This window comes from Pseudomonas sp. SIMBA_041 (assembly GCF_046535095.1).
Lineage (GTDB): Bacteria > Pseudomonadota > Gammaproteobacteria > Pseudomonadales > Pseudomonadaceae > Aquipseudomonas > Aquipseudomonas mucoides.
This window is the reverse complement of record NZ_JAWRXJ010000002.1, coordinates 112,463-130,795: the sequence shown is the minus strand read 5'-3', so window position 1 is coordinate 130,795 and position 18,333 is coordinate 112,463. Positions and strand designations below refer to the sequence as shown.

20 protein-coding genes are annotated in these 18,333 nt (G+C 60.8%); all 20 read left to right on the top strand.

What is annotated here, in order from left to right; all coding sequences use genetic code 11:
* The first annotated feature begins 18 nt into the window (after positions 1 to 18).
* Entirely contained in the window at positions 19 to 1,224 is a 1,206-nt protein-coding gene (locus SB725_RS04310; protein ID WP_172825915.1) for a sensor histidine kinase, read from the top strand.
* A 5-nt stretch (positions 1,225 to 1,229) separates the two neighbouring features.
* Positions 1,230 to 2,615 carry a sigma-54-dependent transcriptional regulator gene (locus SB725_RS04305; protein ID WP_027922353.1) on the top strand — a complete coding sequence of 462 codons (1,386 nt, stop codon included), beginning with the start codon at positions 1,230 to 1,232 and terminating at the stop codon, positions 2,613 to 2,615.
* 171 nt (positions 2,616 to 2,786) lie between these two features.
* Positions 2,787 to 3,116: a flagellar hook-basal body complex protein FliE gene (gene fliE / locus SB725_RS04300; protein WP_008072611.1), complete on the top strand. Its 330-nt coding sequence runs from the start codon at positions 2,787 to 2,789 to the stop codon at positions 3,114 to 3,116.
* Between the two features lie 14 nt (positions 3,117 to 3,130).
* On the top strand, positions 3,131 to 4,918 hold the full coding sequence (gene fliF / locus SB725_RS04295) for a flagellar basal-body MS-ring/collar protein FliF (protein WP_059181381.1): 1,788 nt from the start codon (positions 3,131 to 3,133) through the stop codon (positions 4,916 to 4,918).
* The gene (gene fliG / locus SB725_RS04290) at positions 4,911 to 5,930 is read left to right on the top strand and encodes a flagellar motor switch protein FliG (RefSeq protein ID WP_007894195.1); all 1,020 of its coding nucleotides are present in this window, start codon (positions 4,911 to 4,913) and stop codon (positions 5,928 to 5,930) included. Before fliF ends, fliG begins: the two co-directional genes overlap by 8 nt.
* A gap of 7 nt (positions 5,931 to 5,937) precedes the next feature.
* The gene (fliH, locus tag SB725_RS04285; RefSeq protein ID WP_027922355.1) at positions 5,938 to 6,747 is read left to right on the top strand and encodes a flagellar assembly protein FliH; all 810 of its coding nucleotides are present in this window, start codon (positions 5,938 to 5,940) and stop codon (positions 6,745 to 6,747) included.
* Positions 6,737 to 8,095 carry a flagellar protein export ATPase FliI gene (fliI, locus tag SB725_RS04280; RefSeq protein ID WP_027922356.1) on the top strand — a complete coding sequence of 453 codons (1,359 nt, stop codon included), beginning with the start codon at positions 6,737 to 6,739 and terminating at the stop codon, positions 8,093 to 8,095. The genes fliH and fliI overlap by 11 nt, the downstream gene beginning before the upstream one ends.
* A 6-nt stretch (positions 8,096 to 8,101) precedes the next feature.
* The gene (gene fliJ / locus SB725_RS04275; RefSeq protein ID WP_027922357.1) at positions 8,102 to 8,551 is read left to right on the top strand and encodes a flagellar export protein FliJ; all 450 of its coding nucleotides are present in this window, start codon (positions 8,102 to 8,104) and stop codon (positions 8,549 to 8,551) included.
* A gap of 214 nt (positions 8,552 to 8,765) precedes the next feature.
* Entirely contained in the window at positions 8,766 to 9,077 is a 312-nt protein-coding gene (locus SB725_RS04270) for an STAS domain-containing protein (protein ID WP_027922358.1), read from the top strand.
* A 5-nt stretch (positions 9,078 to 9,082) separates the two neighbouring features.
* Positions 9,083 to 10,786 (top strand): fused response regulator/phosphatase, encoded by a 1,704-nt coding sequence (locus SB725_RS04265; RefSeq protein ID WP_027922359.1) that lies wholly within the window; start codon positions 9,083 to 9,085, stop codon positions 10,784 to 10,786.
* A gap of 30 nt (positions 10,787 to 10,816) precedes the next feature.
* The gene (locus SB725_RS04260; RefSeq protein WP_410921340.1) at positions 10,817 to 11,164 is read left to right on the top strand and encodes an Hpt domain-containing protein; all 348 of its coding nucleotides are present in this window, start codon (positions 10,817 to 10,819) and stop codon (positions 11,162 to 11,164) included.
* 103 nt (positions 11,165 to 11,267) lie between these two features.
* The gene (locus SB725_RS04255) at positions 11,268 to 12,656 is read left to right on the top strand and encodes a flagellar hook-length control protein FliK (protein WP_410921338.1); all 1,389 of its coding nucleotides are present in this window, start codon (positions 11,268 to 11,270) and stop codon (positions 12,654 to 12,656) included.
* Between the two features lie 222 nt (positions 12,657 to 12,878).
* A complete protein-coding gene (fliL, locus tag SB725_RS04250) occupies positions 12,879 to 13,376 on the top strand; it encodes a flagellar basal body-associated protein FliL (RefSeq protein ID WP_027922362.1) in 498 nt (165 codons plus the stop codon).
* Positions 13,377 to 13,385: 9 nt separating this feature from the next.
* On the top strand, positions 13,386 to 14,354 hold the full coding sequence (fliM, locus tag SB725_RS04245) for a flagellar motor switch protein FliM (protein ID WP_027922363.1): 969 nt from the start codon (positions 13,386 to 13,388) through the stop codon (positions 14,352 to 14,354).
* Between the two features lie 68 nt (positions 14,355 to 14,422).
* Complete coding sequence (gene fliN, locus SB725_RS04240) at positions 14,423 to 14,881, top strand: flagellar motor switch protein FliN (protein ID WP_027922364.1); 459 nt, start codon at positions 14,423 to 14,425, stop codon at positions 14,879 to 14,881.
* Positions 14,882 to 15,316, top strand: coding sequence for a flagellar biosynthetic protein FliO (fliO, locus tag SB725_RS04235; RefSeq protein WP_410921335.1), 435 nt, complete (start codon positions 14,882 to 14,884; stop codon positions 15,314 to 15,316).
* Positions 15,316 to 16,074, top strand: coding sequence for a flagellar type III secretion system pore protein FliP (gene fliP / locus SB725_RS04230; protein ID WP_027922366.1), 759 nt, complete (start codon positions 15,316 to 15,318; stop codon positions 16,072 to 16,074). Before fliO ends, fliP begins: the two co-directional genes overlap by 1 nt.
* Positions 16,071 to 16,340, top strand: a complete 270-nt coding sequence (gene fliQ / locus SB725_RS04225; RefSeq protein ID WP_007948918.1) for a flagellar biosynthesis protein FliQ — start codon at positions 16,071 to 16,073, stop codon at positions 16,338 to 16,340. The genes fliP and fliQ overlap by 4 nt, the downstream gene beginning before the upstream one ends.
* Positions 16,341 to 16,343: 3 nt before the next feature.
* On the top strand, positions 16,344 to 17,129 hold the full coding sequence (gene fliR / locus SB725_RS04220) for a flagellar biosynthetic protein FliR (RefSeq protein WP_027922367.1): 786 nt from the start codon (positions 16,344 to 16,346) through the stop codon (positions 17,127 to 17,129).
* Between the two features lie 3 nt (positions 17,130 to 17,132).
* Positions 17,133 to 18,272: a flagellar biosynthesis protein FlhB gene (gene flhB, locus SB725_RS04215; protein WP_059181377.1), complete on the top strand. Its 1,140-nt coding sequence runs from the start codon at positions 17,133 to 17,135 to the stop codon at positions 18,270 to 18,272.
* Positions 18,273 to 18,333 lie beyond the last annotated feature (61 nt).

Sequence of the window (18,333 nt, the reverse complement as noted above, 5' to 3'; positions counted from 1 at the left end):
ATGCCCCAAGCCGCCCAGATGTCTCCTGTCCCAGACGCTTCGGGACAACCATCGTCCGTAGAGCAGGCAAGCCGGCTTGGCCTTGAGCAGGCGTTTGCGCTGTTCAGCCAGATGTCGAGTCAGCTGACCGATTCCTACAGCATGCTTGAAGCCCGGGTCACCGAGCTCAAGGGCGAGTTGGCGGTGGTCAGTGCCCAGCGCATGCAAGAGCTGGCGGAAAAAGAACGCCTGGCCAATCGTCTGCAAAATCTCCTCGACCTGTTGCCCGGTGGTGTCATCGTCATCGATGCCCAAGGCATCGTGCGTGAAGCCAATCCGGCAGCGTGTGAATTGCTCGGGCTGCCGCTCGAAGGCGAGCTCTGGCGTCACGTCATCGCCCGATGCTTCGCGCCTCGCAAGGACGACGGTCACGAAATCTCGCTCAAGGACGGTCGGCGACTTTCGATCGCCACTCGCTCGCTGGACGCCGAGCCGGGTCAATTGGTGCTGCTTAACGACCTGACTGAAACCCGTCATCTGCAAGATCAACTGGCTCGCCACGAACGCTTGTCTTCCCTGGGGCGAATGGTTGCCTCGCTGGCGCATCAGATTCGCACGCCGTTGTCGGCCGCATTGCTGTACGCCAGTCACTTGACCGAGCAGGAACTGCCGGTCGCTACACAGCAGCGGTTTGCCGGTCGCCTGAAAGAGCGTCTGCATGAGCTGGAGCATCAGGTTCGCGACATGCTGGTGTTTGCTCGCGGCGAGCTGCCACTGACCGATCGCGTCACGCCCAAGCAACTGATGCAATCGCTGCAAGCGGCGGCACTGACGCAGGTCCAGGACCTGCCCGTGCGTTGGCAGTGCGACAGTCATGCTGGCGAGTTGCTGTGCAACCGCGACACGCTGATCGGGGCGATCCTCAACCTGATCGAGAATGCAATCCAGGCGAGTGCCGGTGATGTCCGTTTGAAGGTTCACTTGTACACCCGCGAGGACAGCCTGCGCGTGTGCGTCAGCGACAGCGGCAGTGGTATCGACAGCACGGTGCTGGCGCGTCTGGGTGAGCCGTTTTTTACCACCAAGACCACCGGAACCGGCCTGGGCCTGACCGTGGTCAAGGCCGTGGCCCGTGCGCATCAGGGCGAATTGCAACTGCGCTCGCGGCCGGGGCGCGGCACCTGTGCGCAGGTGGTCCTGCCGCTTTTTTCGGGTGACAAGTCCGGCGCTCAGGGAGCGGAATGAAAGGCATGGCAATCAAGGTTCTACTGGTCGAGGATGACCGCGCGCTACGCGAGGCGCTGGCCGATACGCTGATGCTGGCGGGGCACGATTTCAAAGCAGTCGGTTCGGCCGAGGACGCGCTGGCGGCAGTCGCCGTCGAGGCGTTCAATCTGGTGATCAGCGACGTCAATATGCCGGGCATGGACGGGCATCAGTTGCTTGGCTTGCTGCGATCGCGTCAGCCGCAACTGCCGGTATTGCTGATGACCGCTCATGGCGCCGTCGAGCGCGCAGTCGATGCGATGCGCCAGGGCGCAGCGGACTATCTGGTCAAGCCGTTCGAACCGAAGGCCTTGCTGGATTTGGTCGCGCGTCACGCGTTGGGCAATCTCGGTACGGCCGAGGGCGAAGGTCCGGTGGCGTTCGAGCCGGCCAGCGCGCAATTGCTGGAGTTGGCCGCCCGAGTGGCGCGCAGTGATTCCACGGTATTGATCTCTGGCGAGTCCGGCACTGGTAAGGAAGTGCTGGCCCGCTACATTCACCAGCATTCCCACCGCGCCAGTCAGCCGTTTATTGCGATCAACTGCGCCGCGATCCCCGACAACATGCTCGAAGCCACGTTGTTCGGCCATGAAAAGGGTTCGTTCACCGGTGCCATCGCAGCGCAGGCGGGCAAGTTCGAGCAAGCCGACGGCGGCACGATTCTGCTCGACGAAATCTCCGAAATGCCCCTTGGGCTGCAGGCCAAGCTGCTGCGGGTTTTGCAGGAGCGTGAAGTCGAGCGCGTTGGCGCACGCAAAACCATCACCCTGGACATTCGGGTCGTTGCCACGACCAACCGTGATCTGGCCGGTGAAGTGGCGGCGGGGCGTTTTCGTGAAGACCTTTACTATCGACTGTCGGTGTTTCCGCTGGCCTGGCGTCCGCTGCGCGAGCGCACCGCCGACATCCTGCCGTTGGCCGAGCGACTGCTGGCCAAGCACGTCAATAAAATGAAGCACGCGGCGGCGAAACTGTCGCCCGAGGCGCAGGCGTGCCTGATCGGCTATCCGTGGCCGGGCAATGTGCGTGAGCTGGACAATGCGATCCAGCGTGCGTTGATTCTGCAGCAGGGTGGTTTGATCCAGCCGCAGGATTTCTGCCTGTCGGGGCCGGTGGCCTGTGCGCCGTTGCCGACGTTGGCAGCCGCACCGTTGCGAGCAGTCGAGGTGGATGCTGAGTCGGCTGGCGCATTGGGCGATGACCTGCGGCGTCGCGAATTCCAGATGATCATCGATACCCTGCGTTCCGAGCGCGGTCGTCGCAAAGAGGCCGCCGAGCGCCTGGGCATCAGCCCGCGCACCTTGCGCTACAAGCTGGCGCAGATGCGTGACGCCGGCATGGACGTGGAAGCGTACCTGTTCGCCACCTGACCCCTGTAGCAGCCGGACGCAGGCTTCGCCAGCTGCTAAATAGTGCGTTATGGCTTGAATAGGGGAGCGCTTTTGTTTGCAGTGGCCACGGAGCTGGCACCCTTGTTGCTAACACCTCAGTACCCGCCGAGTGAGTGTCAAAAAATTGCGGGTCGCCAACGAGAGTAGATCATGAGCCAAGGTATTGAATTTAATCGGTTGATGCTGGATATGCGCTCCATGCAAATGGATGCCATGTCTGCGCCGAAATCGACTGCCGCAGTCCCTGAATTGGGTGGCAGCAGCTTTTCCGACATGCTCGGTCAAGCCGTCAATAAAGTGAACGACACTCAGCAGGCATCCAATCAGCTGGCCAGTGCCTTCGAAATCGGCAAAAGCGGCGTCGACCTGACGGACGTGATGATTTCCTCGCAGAAGGCCAGCGTGTCTTTCCAGGCGTTGACGCAAGTGCGCAACAAACTGGTTCAGGCTTACCAAGACATCATGCAGATGCCGGTTTAAGGACGAATTGAGTCATGGCAGAAGCAGTCGCCGATAACGTTCCGGCCAAGGCCACCCCAATAGACGGCAAACCGCCGCTGTTCGGGTTGTCCTTCCTGGAAAACCTCTCCGAGATGACCATGTTGCGTCAGGTAGGCCTGTTGGTCGGCCTGGCTGCGAGCGTGGCGATTGGTTTTGCCGTGGTGCTGTGGTCGCAGCAGCCGGACTACCGGCCTCTGTACGGCAGCCTTGCCGGTATGGATGCCAAGCAGGTCATGGACACCCTGGCCTCCGCCGATATTCCTTACACCGTTGAACCGAACTCCGGTGCCTTGCTGGTCAAGGCCGATGATTTGTCCCGTGCACGACTGAAACTCGCGGCGGCTGGTGTCACTCCCAGCGACGGCAACATCGGTTTTGAAATCCTCGACAAGGACCAGGGTCTGGGGACCAGCCAGTTCATGGAAGCGACCCGTTATCGTCGCGGCCTCGAAGGCGAACTGGCGCGGACCATTTCCAGCCTGAACAACGTCAAGGGTGCCCGCGTGCACCTGGCGATTCCGAAAAGCTCGGTGTTCGTGCGTGATGAACGCAAGCCAAGCGCTTCGGTACTGGTTGAGCTGTATTCCGGTCGTTCGCTGGAACCGGGCCAGGTGATCGCGATCATCAACCTGGTCGCGACCAGTGTTCCTGAACTGAGCAAATCGCAGATCACCGTCGTCGACCAGAAGGGCAACCTGCTGTCGGATCAGGCGGAGAACTCCGAACTGACCATGGCCGGCAAGCAATTCGATTACAGCCGCCGCATGGAAACCATGCTGACCCAGCGCGTGCACAACATCCTGCAACCGGTGCTGGGCAACGATCGCTATAAAGCCGAAGTGTCTGCCGATGTTGATTTCAGCGCCGTCGAGTCGACCTCCGAGCAGTTCAACCCGGATCAGCCGGCGTTGCGCAGCGAGCAGTCGGTCAATGAACAACGCACCGCCAGCAATGGCCCGCAAGGTGTGCCGGGTGCCTTGAGCAACCAGCCACCGTCGCCAGCCTCGGCACCGCAAACCACCGGCGGCTCGACGGCCTCGGCCGGCATGGTGCAGCCAGGCCAGCCGTTGATCGATGCCAACGGTCAACAAATCATGGACCCGGCCACCGGTCAGCCAATGCTGGCGCCGTACCCGGCGGACAAGCGTCAACAATCCACCAAGAACTTCGAACTCGACCGTTCCATCAGCCACACCAAGCAACAGCAGGGCCGATTGAATCGCCTGTCGGTGTCGGTGGTGGTCGACGATCAGGTCAAGGTCAACGCGGCTAACGGCGAAACCACCCGTGCGCCGTGGAGCGCCGACGAATTGGCGCGCTTCACTCGCCTGGTGCAGGACGCGGTCGGTTTCGACGCCAGCCGTGGCGACAGCGTCAGCGTGATCAACATGCCGTTCTCCGCAGAACGCGGTGAAGTGATTGCCGACATTCCGTTCTACTCGCAGCCGTGGTTCTGGGACATCGTCAAGCAAGTGCTGGGCGTGTTGTTCATCCTGGTGCTGGTGTTCGGTGTGCTGCGTCCGGTGCTCAACAACATCACCGGTGGCGGCAAAGGCAAGCAACTGGCCGGCATCGGCAGCGACGTCGAGTTGGGTGGCATGGGCGGCCTGGACGGCGAACTGGCCAACGACCGCGTCAGCCTCGGCGGCCCGCAAAGCATCCTGCTGCCGAGCCCGAGCGAAGGCTATGACGCACAGTTGAATGCAATCAAGAGTCTGGTGGCAGAAGACCCGGGTCGCGTGGCCCAGGTCGTGAAAGAGTGGATTAACGCAGATGAGTGATAACCGAGCCGTTGCCGCCAAACTGACCAAGGTCGACAAAGCCGCGATCCTGCTGCTGTCCCTCGGTTCGACCGATGCTGCCCAGGTGTTGCGCCACATGGGGCCTAAAGAGGTCCAGCGCGTGGGTGTAGCGATGGCCCAGATGGGCAACGTGCACCGCGAGCAGGTCGAACAGGTCATGAGCGAGTTCGTCGACATCGTCGGCGACCAGACCAGCCTGGGCGTCGGTTCCGACGACTACGTGCGCAAAATGCTCACTCAGGCATTGGGCGAAGACAAGGCCAACGGCCTGATCGACCGTATCCTGCTGGGTGGCAACACCAGCGGCCTCGACAGCCTGAAGTGGATGGAACCGCGCGCCGTCGCCGACGTGATCCGTTACGAGCACCCACAGATCCAGGCCATCGTGGTCGCGTACCTTGACCCGGATCAGGCCGGCGAAGTGCTCGGCAACTTCGACCACAAGGTACGCCTGGACATCATTTTGCGAGTCTCCTCGCTGAACACTGTGCAGCCAGCGGCCCTGAAAGAACTCAACCAGATTCTCGAGAAGCAGTTCTCCGGCAACTCGAATGCCTCGCGCACCACCCTGGGTGGCATCAAGCGTGCGGCCGACATCATGAACTTCCTCGACAGCTCGATCGAAGGTCAACTGATGGACTCGATCCGCGAAGTCGACGAAGACCTGTCCGGTCAGATCGAAGACCTCATGTTCGTGTTCAACAACCTGTCCGATGTCGACGACCGCGGGATTCAGGCGTTGCTGCGCGAAGTGTCTTCCGACGTGCTGGTGCTGGCCCTCAAGGGTTCGGACGAAGGCGTCAAGGAAAAGATCTTCAAGAACATGTCCAAACGGGCGGCCGAACTGTTGCGCGACGACCTCGAGGCCAAAGGCCCGGTGCGCGTCAGCGACGTGGAAACCGCGCAGAAAGAAATCCTCACCATTGCCCGCCGTATGGCCGAAGCCGGAGAAATCGTTCTCGGCGGGAAGGGCGGCGAAGAGATGATCTAAGGTCACTATGTCGTCCAAACATGATGAGTCCCAGACCGACCTGATTCGCGGCAAGCACGTTGCCGGTTTCGACGTCTGGGCGCTGCCCAGTTTCGACCCTTTCGTCCCGGAACCCGAGCCAGAACCTGAGCCCGAGCCGCCGGAGATGGAAGAAGTGCCGCTGGACGAAGTCCAGCCACTGACCCTCGAAGAACTCGAAGCGATTCGCCAGGAAGCCTACAACGAAGGCTTCGCGGTGGGCGAGAAAGAAGGATTCCACAGCACCACGCTCAAGGTTCGTCAGGAAGCCGAAGCAGCGTTGGCGCCGAAGATTGCCGGTCTGGAGCAGTTGATGGTCAACCTGTTCGAGCCTATCGCCGAGCAGGACACCTTCATTGAGAAGTCCCTGGTCGACCTCGTGCAGCACATCACCAAACAAGTGATTCAGCGCGAACTGGCCATCGACTCGACGCAGATCGAACACGTCATGCGTGAAGCGCTCAAGCTGCTGCCGTTGGGCGTGGGCAATGTGCGCCTGTACATCAATCCGCAGGACTTCGAACAAGTCAAAGCCCTGCGCGAGCGCCACGAAGAAACCTGGCGCATCGTCGAAGACGAGTCGCTGTTACCTGGCGGTTGCCGGGTTGAAACCGAACACAGCCGTATCGACGCCACCGTCGAAACCCGCGTCGCCCAGGTCATGGCCAAACTGTTCGATCAGTTGCACGATCAGGCGTTGCATCCGTCTGCGCCGGATCTGCATCTGGAACTGCCGGTCGATGAAAAGCCTGCTGTCGCGCCGGTCGACGCGGAACTGGACGTCCCTGATGCGCCTTGACCGCACCAGCTTCGCCAAACGCCTGGGCGGTTACGCCGAGGCCACTGAACTGGCTGGCGCGCCGATCCTTGAAGGCCGCTTGCTGCGCATGGTCGGCCTGACCCTCGAAGCCGAAGGCTTGCGCGCCGCCATGGGCAGTCGCTGCATGGTCATCAACGACGACAGCTACCATCCGGTGCAAGTCGAAGCCGAAGTGATGGGCTTCTCCGGCAGCAAAGTCTTCCTGATGCCCGTCGGCAGCGTCGCGGGTATTGCGCCCGGTGCCCGTGTGGTTCCGCTGGCCGATACCGGTCGTTTGCCAATGGGCATGAGCATGCTCGGTCGGGTGCTTGATGGCGCCGGTCGTGCGCTGGACGGCAAGGGCGGGATGAAGGCTGAAGACTGGGTGCCGATGGACGGCCCCACCATCAACCCACTCAAGCGCGAACCGATCAGCGAACCGCTGGACGTCGGCATTCGTACGATCAACGGGTTGTTGACGGTCGGTCGCGGTCAGCGGCTCGGGCTGTTCGCCGGTACCGGTGTCGGTAAATCGGTGTTGCTGGGCATGATGACGCGCTTCACCGAAGCCGACATTATCGTCGTCGGGCTGATCGGTGAGCGGGGTCGAGAAGTTAAAGAATTCATCGAGCACATTCTCGGTGAAGAAGGGCTCAAGCGTTCCGTGGTCGTGGCGTCGCCGGCGGACGATGCGCCGCTGATGCGTCTGCGCGCGGCGATGTACTGCACGCGTATCGCCGAATATTTTCGCGACAAAGGCAAGAACGTCCTGTTGCTCATGGATTCCCTGACCCGTTTCGCCCAGGCCCAGCGGGAAATCGCGCTGGCCATCGGCGAACCGCCCGCCACCAAGGGCTACCCGCCGTCGGTGTTCGCCAAGTTGCCCAGACTGGTGGAGCGCGCCGGTAACGCCGAGAAGGGCGGTGGTTCGATCACGGCGTTCTACACCGTGTTGTCCGAAGGTGATGACCAGCAGGACCCGATTGCCGATGCTGCGCGAGGCGTGCTCGACGGCCACATTGTGTTGTCCCGGCGTCTGGCCGAAGAAGGTCACTACCCGGCCATCGACATCGAAGCGTCCATCAGCCGGGTCATGCCGTCGGTGGTCAGTCCGGAACACATGGCTCGCGCGCAGATGTTCAAGCAGTACTGGTCACGCTATCAGCAGAGTCGCGATTTGATCAGCGTCGGCGCGTACGTGCCGGGCGGTGATCGTGAAACCGACACCGCGATCTCCCTCCAGCCAGCCATGGTCACTTACCTGCGTCAGGGTTTGAACGACAACATCGGCATGGGCGCCAGCGTCAACCATCTCGCGTCCATCTTCGCTCCTGCCGCGGGCGGCTAACCGGCCATGGCACTGAGCCGAGCCGCGCGCCTGGCGCCCGTGGTGGACATGGCCGAAAAGGCCGAGAAAGCCGCAGTCATGCGCCTCGGGCATTTTCAGGGTCAGGTGCGAGTGGCGGAAAGCAAGCTCGCCGACCTTGAAGCCTTCCGCCTCGAATACCAGGAACAATGGATCGTGCGCGGCAGCAGTGGCGTTTCCGGCCAGTGGTTGCTGGGGTATCAGGGCTTCCTGGCGCAACTCGGTACGGCCATCGATCAGCAGCGGCAGAGCCTGAACTGGCACCAAAACAACCTGAACAAGGCGCGCGATACCTGGCAGCAGGCGTTTGCCCGTGTCGAAGGCCTGCGAAAACTTGTACAGCGCTACATGGACGAGGCACGGCAGCTGGAAGACAAGCGCGAGCAGAAATTGCTCGATGAGTTGTCGCAGCGCTTGCCCAGACAGGATCCGTATTGAATCAGTGGTTCCGTGTCATCGTTCTTCACGGGCAAGCCACGCTCCCACAGGTCTTGTGTTGATCGTATTTGCTTTGCACGACACGAATCCTGTGCGAGCGAGGCTTGCCCGCGAAGGCGTACTCGAAGACACTGCAAACTATCAATCTTGCTCCCCTTCCAACCAAGTGCTAAACCTTGTACAGCACGTTAGCCAATGACAGGGAAGCCGTTAAATGTCAGTCAATGCAGAAGTCTCCCAGGATGGGAAAAAGCTCACGATTTCGATCAAGGGGCGATTCGATTTCGCCAAGCACCAGGAATTTCGTGAGTCGTACGAGCGTCACAATGGCGGAAAAATGCCGAATTCGGTCGTGGTTGACTTAAAAGAAGCGACCTACCTCGACAGCTCCGCGCTGGGCATGTTGCTACTGTTGCGGGATCACGCCGGGGGTGACAACTCCGACATTCGCGTGGTCAACAGCAATTCGGACGTGAGAAAGATCCTCGCCATCTCCAATTTCGACAAGCTGTTCAACGTCACTTGACTGCCATGCAGTCGCTCGAACCCCTGACGATCCTCATCGCCGAAGACAGCGCGGCCGATCGCATGCTGCTGTCGAGCATTGTCCGCCGCCAGGGCCATAACGTGCTGACGGCCGCCAATGGTGCCGAGGCGGTCGAAACGTTTCGTCAGCAGCAACCGCACCTGGTGTTGATGGACGCGATGATGCCGGTGATGGACGGTTTCGAGGCGGCACGGCAAATCAAGCTGCTCGCCGGGGAAACCCTGGTGCCGATCATCTTCCTCACCTCACTTACCGAAAGCGAAGCCCTGGCCCGATGCCTGGAGGCTGGCGGCGACGACTTTCTGGCAAAGCCTTATAACCCAGTGATCCTCGCCGCCAAGATCAAGGCGATGGATCGCTTGCGTCGCTTGCAGGCCACGGTGTTGCAGCAGCGCGACCTGATCGGCAGGCATCATGACTATCTGCTCAATGAGCAGCGGGTGGCCAAGGCGGTTTTCGACAAGGTCGCGCATTCCGGCTGCCTGAATGCACCGAATATCCGCTACCTGCAATCGCCTTATGCGCTGTTCAACGGTGATCTGCTGCTGGCTGCCTTTACCCCGGCGGGCGACATGCACGTGCTGCTGGGGGATTTCACCGGCCATGGTTTACCCGCGGCCGTGGGCGCCATGCCCCTGGCCGAAGTCTTCTATGGCATGACCGCCAAGGGTTACGGCCTGTCCGAAACCCTGCGCGAGATGAACGCCAAGCTCAAACGCATCTTGCCGGTGGACATGTTCTGCTGCGCAACCTTGCTGTGCCTGAGCTTTCAGCGACGCTCGGTGGAGGTCTGGAATGGCGGAATGCCGGATGGGTATCTGCATTCCATCGCCACGGGTGAACGCAAGCCGCTGACGGCCCGTCACTTGCCACTGGGCGTGCTGAGCCCGCAAACGTTCAATGACCGCACCGAAGTGTTCCCGATGGCTGTCGGGGACCGAGTGTTCCTGTTGTCCGACGGGGTCATCGATACGTGCGATGGCAATGAGCAGTTGTTTGGTGTGGACCGGTTGCAGCAGGTGTTTGCAGCCAATCGTCAACCTGACGCATTGTTTGGGGAAATCAAGCAGGCGCTGCGCAATTTTGGCGGTGAGGCCCGGGATGATGTGAGCATGGTCGAGGTCAGCCTGCTGGAGGCGACGCAACTGACGCCGCCGGCGCTGGTGTACTCCGACAGCGGCCAGTCCTGTCCACTGGACTGGTCGGTGAATTTCGAGTTTCGCGCCGAGACCCTCAAACGCTTTAATCCGCTGCCGTACCTTTTGCAGTTACTGCTTGAGGTCCACGGGTTGCGGGCTCAAAGCGGCGCGCTCTACAGTGTGCTCGCCGAGCTGTACTCCAATGCGCTGGAGCACGGCGTGCTGGGGCTGGACTCAAGCCTCAAGCGCGATGCGTCGGGTTTTGCACGCTATTACCAGCTACGCAATGAGCGGTTGGAGGGATTGCAGGACGGTTTTGTGCGGGTGCATTTGCAGGTGACGCCAGAAGGCAAGGGCGGTTGCCTGGTCGTTCGGGTTGAAGACAGCGGCAAGGGATTTGACGTGGCGCGTGTGCTGGAACGCCCCCTGGATGGCGTCCGTTTGTCGGGGCGTGGTGTCAGTCTTGTCCGCCAGTTGGGCCGTAACGCCAGTTGGTCTGACGAGGGTCGTTGCGCACGCGTGGAGTTTTCCTGGGAGGCTCTGGCATAATTCACCCATTCTTGATCAAGGAGTGAGCAAGTGGCTGACACACATCTGGACCCAAACGTGCTGAGCGCGTTGCAGGAAGTGATGGAGGATGAGTATCCGGAGCTACTGGATACGTTCATTCGCGACTCCGAAGAGCGTTTGAAGCTGCTGCAGAATTATGCCGATGCCATGCAACTCAGGGATGCTGCCCACAGCTTCAAAGGCAGCAGCAGCAACATGGGCGCCATTCGCCTGGCTGAGCTGTGTCATGAGCTGGAGCAGCGCGCCAACCAAAAGAGCCTCGCGGGCATTGAAAAGCTGGTGGGGGAAATCGACGGCGAATTCGCCATCGTCCGACCGCTTTACGAGGCAGAAAAACAGCGTTCTCTCTCCGAGTAACCTGACCACCCGGCGCTTTTAGCGCCGGATGGTTAAACCTGGCTCGACCCTTGCAGACATCTCGCTCACTGTACCTACGATCCCAGTGCAGCGGAGACCGTTTATGCCCGTTACCCCTAATTCACTTCTTCAGGCCAGCACAGCGGCCAAGACGCTTGCCGCGTCCGCCAATACCCCGGCGGTGGCTGCCGAGCCAGGGGACAAGGCGTCCAGCTTTGCTGAGGTCTACGCCAATCAGGCTCAGGACAAGCCTGTCGCGGCCGCTGATAAATCAACCAAACCGGCGGCTGACAATGCGCCGCAAGGCACTGCAAAAACAGACGGCAGCAGTGACAAGGCTGCCGCCCCGGAACCTGTGGTTGCCGATAGCGGCAATTCCTTGCCCGCCGAAAAACCGGCACCGGCCGAGGATGCGGTTGCCGATGATGTCGCACCGGATACCTCCGAGACGCCGGTGGCCGACACCGCGCCAGCCGACCCAAGCCTCGATCCGTCCCTTGATCCAGCCTTGATGGCAGTCGTGCAGCCGGTGATCGCGGCACCCGTCGAGCCCGCTGCGCCGGTGGCCGTTACCGCACAACCGGCAGTGGCATCACCCGTTGCGGCGACCACGGCTGCCGTCCCTGCGCAAACGGCTCCTGCGCCCGTCGCTGCAACCGCCGACAGTGATTTCGATCCTGAAGCCGATCCGCTCGATGCCCTGCCGGCAGTGCGCCTGGCCATGGAGCAGAGTGGTCACGTTTCCGCGTCCAGCCAGTCCCAGCCCAAAGCGTCGCCGGCCCAGGCCCAGGCTGACGGCGAACTGACCTCGGCGCAGAATTTTGCCGCCGGCATGGCGAACATGCTCGACGTGCAAGCCGACAAGGACAGTACCAGCCAGGGCGGCGAGAAGGCGTTCAGCGGTCTGATCGATGACGGCCTGAAAGACCTGAAATCCGCCAGCAGCGACACCCGTGTCGATGACTTCGCCAACCGTCTGGCGGCATTGACTCAGGCGGCCACGCCGAAAACAGCCAACGCCTTGCCGGTGAATCAGCCGATCGCCATGCACCAGAGTGGCTGGACCGAAGAAGTGGTCAATCGGGTCATGTACCTCTCCAGCGCCAATCTCAAGGCGGCCGACATTCAGTTGCAACCGGCCGAACTGGGGCGCTTGGACATTCGGGTGAACATGGTCCCGGATCAACAGACTCAGGTCACCTTCATGAGTGCCCATCCAAGCGTTCGTGAAGCGCTGGACAGCCAGATGCATCGCCTGCGTGACATGTTCACCCAGCAGGGCATGGGGCAAGTCGACGTCAACGTGTCCGACCAGTCCCCTGGCTGGCAGGGACAGGGCCAGGAACAGGCGCAACAGGGGCAGGGTGGTCGCACCCATGCCAGTGGTGGTCGCCTCGACTCAATGGATGAAGAACTCGCGCCGACGGTGGCTGAAGTGGCGCAAGCCGCTACCAGCGTGATTGGCTCCAGTGCCGTCGACTACTACGCCTGATAAAAACGCAAAACCCTTTTAGGAGTGAGCCTGCTCGCGATAGCGGTGTAACAGTCAACGAAGCGGTTGAATGTTACTGCCTTATCGCGTTCAGGCTCGCTCCTACATTTTTTGTGGTGTCCCTGAAATCCCCGCCCAGCGCCCTCCCGACACTTCTGGCATAACACTTGCTCTTGCCTTGCCGTGCGACTGTGAAAACCCGAATAGTGACGGATTATTGGCATGGCGAAGAGCGAAGCAGTAGTAAAAGACCCCGCAACCAAAGGCAAGATCAAGCTGATTGTTTTGATCGTGGTGGCCTTGCTGCTGGCGATCGGCATGTCCGTGGGGGCGACCTGGTTCTTCATGCACAGCGCCCAGAGTAAACCGGTTGCGGCGGAAACCGCCGTGGTCGGCAAGCAGCCCGCGATTTTCGAGCCCATGGCGCCGGCCTTCGTGGCTAACTACAACCAGAATGGCCGTCAGCGCTACATGCAGGTGAGCATCACCATGCAGGGCCGCAACCAGGCCGATCTGGACGCGCTCAAGGTGCACATGCCGGTGATCCGCAACAACCTGGTCATGCTGTTCTCCGGTCAGGATTTCAACACCCTGGCCACGCCGGTTGGCCAGGAAATGTTGCGTCAGAAGGCCACGGCCAGCGTGCAGGAAGTGGCGCAAAAAGAACTCGGCAAAGTGGTTATCGAACAGTTGCTTTTCACTAATTTCGTACTGCAGTAGGAACACGACATGGCCGTGCAGGACCTGCTGTCCCAGGATGAGATCGATGCGCTGTTGCATGGCGTCGACGATGGTCTGGTACAGACCGATAACGTTGCTGAGCCCGGCAGCGTCAAAAGCTACGACCTGACCAGCCAGGATCGCATCGTCCGCGGACGCATGCCGACCCTGGAAATGATCAACGAGCGTTTCGCCCGCTACACCCGCATCAGCATGTTCAACATGCTGCGCCGCTCGGCGGACGTTGCCGTCGGTGGTGTGCAGGTGATGAAGTTCGGCGAATACGTGCACTCGCTGTACGTGCCGACCAGCCTCAACCTGGTCAAGATCAAGCCGTTGCGCGGCACTGCGCTGTTCATCCTCGACGCCAAGCTGGTGTTCAAGCTGGTGGACAACTTCTTCGGCGGCGATGGCCGTCACGCCAAGATCGAGGGGCGTGAATTCACCCCGACCGAACTGCGCGTGGTGCGCATGGTGCTGGAGCAGGCCTTCGTCGATTTGAAGGAAGCCTGGCAGGCGATCATGGAAGTGAACTTCGAGTACATCAACTCGGAAGTGAACCCGGCCATGGCCAACATCGTCGGCCCCAGCGAAGCGGTGGTGGTGTCGACCTTCCACATCGAACTCGATGGCGGTGGCGGTGACCTGCACGTGACCATGCCGTACTCGATGATCGAGCCGGTGCGCGAAATGCTCGACGCCGGTTTCCAGTCGGACCTCGACGATCAGGACGAGCGCTGGGTCAACGCCCTGCGTCAGGACGTGCTGGATGTCGACGTGCCGATCGGCGCTACGGTTGCGCGTCGCCAGTTGCGCTTGCGCGACATCCTGCACATGCAGCCGGGGGACATCATCCCGGTCGAGATGCCGGAAGAAATGATCATGCGCGCCAATGGCGTGCCTGCGTTCAAGGTCAAGATGGGCTCGCACAAAGGCAACCTTGCGTTGCAGGTGATCGAGCCGATCGAGCGCCGCTGACCGGCGCTCAAACCTCCTTGTTTTAACAGACTGCTACTAACCGAATTTTTGCCCGCCGAGGACAAATGATGAACGACGATATGAACGCGCAGGACGACCAGGCGCTGGCTGATGAATGGGCTGCGGCCCTGGAAGAAACCGGTGACGCCGGTCAGGACGATATCGACGCCTTGCTGGCCGCCGATACCGCTGGCTCGTCGTCCAACCGTCTGCCGATGGAAGAGTTCGGCAGCGTGGCGAAGAACAACGACCCGGTGAGTCTGGAAGGTCCGAACCTGGACGTGATCCTTGATATCCCGGTGTCGATTTCCATGGAAGTGGGCAGCACCGACATCAACATCCGTAACCTGCTGCAACTCAACCAGGGTTCGGTGATCGAGCTCGATCGTCTGGCCGGTGAGCCGCTGGACGTACTGGTCAACGGCACGCTGATCGCTCACGGCGAAGTGGTCGTGGTCAACGAGAAGTTCGGCATTCGCCTGACGGACGTGATCAGCCCAAGCGAACGCATCAAGAAGCTGCGCTAAGTGAAAAAGGTTCTGGGGTGTGTACTGGCGATGCCCTTCAGTGCGCTGGCCGCCGAGACGGTTGCGACCGCTACGCCGGCGGTCAGCAGTGGCGTGGCCGGGCAATTGACGCAGTTGGTCTTCGGCTTGCTGCTGGTGCTGGGGTTGATTTTCTTCCTCGCCTGGCTGTTGCGCCGGGTCCAGCAGGCCGGGCCGGCCGGCAAAGGGCAGGTGATCGAGTTGATCGGTTCCCGCGCACTCGGTCCCCGTGATCGTCTGATGCTGGTGCAGGTCGGCAACGAACAGATTCTGCTTGGCCTCAGTCCTGGCACCATCACCGCGTTGCATGTGCTCAAAGAGCCGGTGCAAGTGCCGGGCGTGACTGAAAAAGCGACCCCGGAGTTTGCCCAGCGTCTATTGGAGATGCTCGGCAAGGATCAAAAGGATAAGAAGTAATGGGTGCGTTACGCATCGTCTTGACGCTGGCCCTGATGCTGGCTGCGCCGCTGGCGTTCGCCGCCGATCCGTTGTCGATCCCGGCGATCACCTTGGGCACCAACGCCAATGGTGCTCAGGAATACTCGGTCAGCCTGCAAATCCTGCTGATCATGACCGCGCTGAGTTTCATCCCGGCGTTCGTCATGCTGATGACCAGCTTCACGCGGATCATCATTGTCTTCTCGATCCTGCGCCAGGCCCTGGGCCTGCAACAGACACCGTCGAACCAGATCCTCACGGGCATGGCGCTGTTTCTGACGCTGTTCATTATGGCGCCGGTGTTTGACCGGGTGAATCAGGACGCCTTGCAGCCGTATCTGGCGGAAAAACTGACCGCCCAGGATGCCGTCGCCAAGGCTCAGGTGCCGATCAAGGACTTCATGCTGGCGCAGACGCGCAGCAGCGATCTTGAATTGTTCATGCGCCTGTCCAAGCGCACCGACATCGCGTCGCCCGATCAGGCGCCGCTGACCATTCTGGTGCCGGCGTTTGTCACGTCTGAGCTGAAAACCGCGTTCCAGATCGGCTTCATGATTTTCATTCCGTTCCTGATCATCGACCTGGTGGTGGCCAGTGTGCTGATGGCGATGGGCATGATGATGCTCTCGCCACTGATCATTTCCCTGCCGTTCAAGATCATGTTGTTCGTGCTGGTGGATGGCTGGGCGTTGATCATCGGTACGTTGGCGAGCAGCTTCGGCGGTGTCTCGCCATGACGCCGGAAGTCGCGGTAGACATCTTTCGCGAAGCGCTGTGGCTGACCACGATGATGGTTGCCGTGCTGGTGATCCCGAGCCTGCTGGTCGGCCTGTTGGTGGCGATGTTCCAGGCCGCCACGCAGATCAACGAACAGACCCTGAGCTTCCTCCCGCGCTTGCTGGTCATGCTGGTCACGCTGATCGTTGCCGGCCCATGGCTGGTGCAGACGTTCATGGAATACATCCTGCAGTTGTACGGCAGCATTCCTCAGGTCATTGGCTAAACCATGCCGTCGCTGTTGCAACTGACCGACACCCAGATCAGTACCTGGGTGGCGACGTTCATGTTGCCGCTGTTTCGCATCGGCGCCTTGCTGATGGTCATGCCGGTGTTTGGTACAACGCTGGTGCCCAAACGTGTGCGTTTGTACTTTGCGTTGGCGATCACCGTGGTGATCGCTCCGGGGCTGCCGCCGATGCCGCCGGTCAATGCGCTGGACTTGAGTGGGCTGCTGCTGATCGCCGAGCAGATCCTGATTGGCGCAATTCTGGGTTTTTCCTTACAGCTGTTCTTTCAGGCCTTCGTGGTCGCCGGGCAGATCGTTTCCATTCAGATGGGCATGGGCTTCGCGTCGATGGTCGACCCCACCAACGGCGTTTCGGTGGCGGTGATCGGGCAGTTCTTCACCATGCTGGTGACACTGCTGTTCCTGTCTATGAACGGGCATCTGGTGGTGTTCGAAGTCCTGACTGAAAGCTTCACCACCCTGCCGGTTGGCAGCGGATTGTTGGTCAATCATTTCTGGGAACTGGCCGGCAAGCTCGGCTGGGTCCTCGGTGCGGCGTTGTTGTTGGTGTTGCCAGCGATCACGGCGCTGCTGGTAGTCAACATCGCGTTCGGCGTGATGACCCGGGCCGCGCCGCAGCTGAATATCTTCTCTATCGGTTTTCCGCTGACCCTGGTGCTCGGGCTGTTCATCGTCTGGGTCGGGCTGGCGGACATCATCAATCAGTATCAACCGCTGGCCACCGAGGCCTTGCAGTTTTTACGCGAACTCGCACGGGCGCGCTGAGTCATGGCTGAGAGCGAAAGCGGTCAGGACAAAACAGAAGACCCCACGGAGAAGCGCAAAAAAGACTCACGGGACAAGGGTGAGATTGCGCGTTCCAAGGAGCTCAACACCCTGGCGATCATGCTCGCCGGCGCCGGCGGCCTGCTGGTTTTCGGCGGCGCCCTCGCGCAGGAAATGATGGAGCTGATGCGGATGAACTTCACGCTCTCGCGGGAAGTGATTCTGGATCAACGCAACATGGGCACCTTCCTCCTGCATTCGGGGCAGATTGCGCTGGTGGCGATTCAGCCGTTGATGATCACCTTGCTGCTGGCCGCGTTGATCGGTCCGATTTCCCTGGGTGGCTGGTTGTTCGCAGCGGGTTCCATGGCACCGAAGTTCAGTCGCATGAATCCTGGCGCGGGGCTCAAGCGGATGTTCTCGGCCAAGGCCATCGTCGAGCTGCTCAAGGCGTTGGCGAAGTTTCTGATCGTGCTGTTCGTGGCACTGGCGGTGTTGTCTTCCGACATCGACGACCTGATGCGCATCGCGCACGAGCCGTTGGAGATGGCGGTCATTCACAGCCTGCAAGTGGTGGGCTGGAGCACCTTGTGGATGGCCTGCGGGCTGATCATCATCGCCGCCGTCGACGTGCCGGTGCAGTTGTGGGAAAGCCACAAGAAACTGCTGATGACCAAGCAGGAAGTGCGCGACGAGCACAAGGATCAGGAAGGGCGGCCGGAGGTCAAACAGCGCATCCGCCAGTTGCAGCGCGAGATGTCGCAACGGCGGATGATGGCGGCCATTCCCGAGGCCGATGTGGTCATCACCAACCCGACCCACTACGCCGTGGCGCTCAAGTACGACCCGGACAAAGGCAGCGCGCCGGTGCTGCTGGCCAAGGGCAGTGACTTCCTGGCCTTGAAAATCCGCGAAATCGCCGTGGCCAACAATGTCTTGCTGCTCGAATCGCCCGCCCTGGCGCGTTCGATCTATTACTCCACCGAGCTGGAGCAGGAAATACCCGGTGGCCTGTACCTGGCGGTCGCCCAGGTATTGGCTTACGTCTACCAGATCCGCCAGCACCGCGCCGGCAAAGGCAAGCCGCCTGAGCCGCTCAAGGATGACCTGCCGATTCCACCGGATCTGCGCCGCGATTCCTGACCCACCCCTGTAGCAGCTGTCGAGCCTCGCAGGCTCGACAGCTGCTACAAAAAAACTCCAA